The 1,221-nt window shown below is 44.2% G+C and carries 2 protein-coding genes; both read left to right on the top strand.

Annotated features, from left to right (window positions below):
* The coding region (locus A3762_RS13060; RefSeq protein WP_156493441.1) for a c-type cytochrome at window positions 1-246 on the top strand (246 nt) is incomplete at its 5' end.
* A gap of 206 nt (window positions 247-452) precedes the next feature.
* The gene (locus A3762_RS13055) at window positions 453-1,121 is read left to right on the top strand and encodes a thiol:disulfide interchange protein DsbA/DsbL (RefSeq protein WP_068473556.1); all 669 of its coding nucleotides are present in this window, start codon (window positions 453-455) and stop codon (window positions 1,119-1,121) included.
* Window positions 1,122-1,221: the final 100 nt, after the last annotated feature.

The raw sequence follows: 1,221 nt of genomic DNA, 5'->3' as shown, positions 1-1,221 counted from the left end.
AACCCAGCTACTAAAATGGCAGCATGTATCGCTTGTCACGGTCCTTCAGGTAAAGGTGTTGAGGCGGCAGGTTTCCCAGCGCTTAGCGGTCAGCATGCTGATTACACGATTGCGCAAATGAAAAAATGGCGTAGCGGTGAGCGAGCTAACGACGGTGATGCGCGTGTGATGCGTTCAATTGCTGCACGTATGAACGATCGTGAAATTGAAGCGGTAGCGAGCTATATTTCAGGTCTTTCTGAGTAATCGCTTCTTCATAGATTTGAAAACCCGAGACATCTACATCTCGGGTTTTTTTATGTCCGCAATATCATTTGAAAGCTAGGGAACTGTGACCTTTGTTTTCTGTCTGACAAGTTTAATCTAATAGTCATCTAAGCTTGCTTGAGTACGTTCAAGGGCAGGCCTATTATCTTTCGGTTATTGCTAAACACTTGTTATGAGGACACTTCATGTTTCAATTTCGTATTCTAAGCGCGCTTATGCTTGCAGCTACCATGCTATTCAGCGTCGCGACTTCCGCTGCCAGCTTGTGGGAGAAAGGTACACACTACAAAGAATTGCCATTCCCAGTTAAGACTGGTGACGCTTCTAAAATAGAAGTTGTAGAGGTGTTTTGGTACGGCTGTCCTCATTGTTATGAATTCAACAACGATCATCTTCCGCAATGGGAAGAAAGCTTCCCAGATGATGTTGATTTCCGTTTGTTGCCAGCAACGTTCCCAGGTTGGGTAACGCACGCGGAAGTATTCTTTGCAGCAGAGGAGCTAGGTAAGATCGAAGAGATGCACCAAGCTTTATTTGATGCGATTCAAGGTGCTCCTAAGAAATATCAAGATCGTGATGATTTTGTAGAAATTTTTGAAAAGCACGGCGTATCAGAAGAGCAGTACATGGCAGTGTTTGAAGCGTCTGGTTTCCGCAAAATCTCTAAAATTGATGAGCAAGTGAAGAAAGCGGGTGATCGTATCAAGGCTTATCGTCTGACAGGCGTGCCAGCACTTATCGTAAATGGTAAATATAAAATTGGTGTTCGTGACGCGGGCGGTTTTGCAAATATGATTAAGGTTGCTAACTTTCTTATAGCGCAAGAACGAGCAGCGCTAACTGCAGCAAAATAAATTAGTTGAAGGAGGGGGTATGTATACACAGTTGCGTAGTCGCGTTAAGCGTCTACTCACCCCCTCTGATAAAGACTTTCGTTTAGGTGTATCGTCTAGT

Source organism: Oleiphilus sp. HI0125 (genome assembly GCF_001635355.1).
Note: the sequence above shows the minus strand (reverse complement) of the source record. Positions and strands in the feature narration are given on the sequence as shown.

Excerpts from the sequence above, each read along its gene's own strand:
- A3762_RS13055 (WP_068473556.1), top strand. The coding sequence starts at position 453 with ATGTTTCAATTTCGTATTCTAAGCGCGCTTATGCTTGCAGCTACCATG.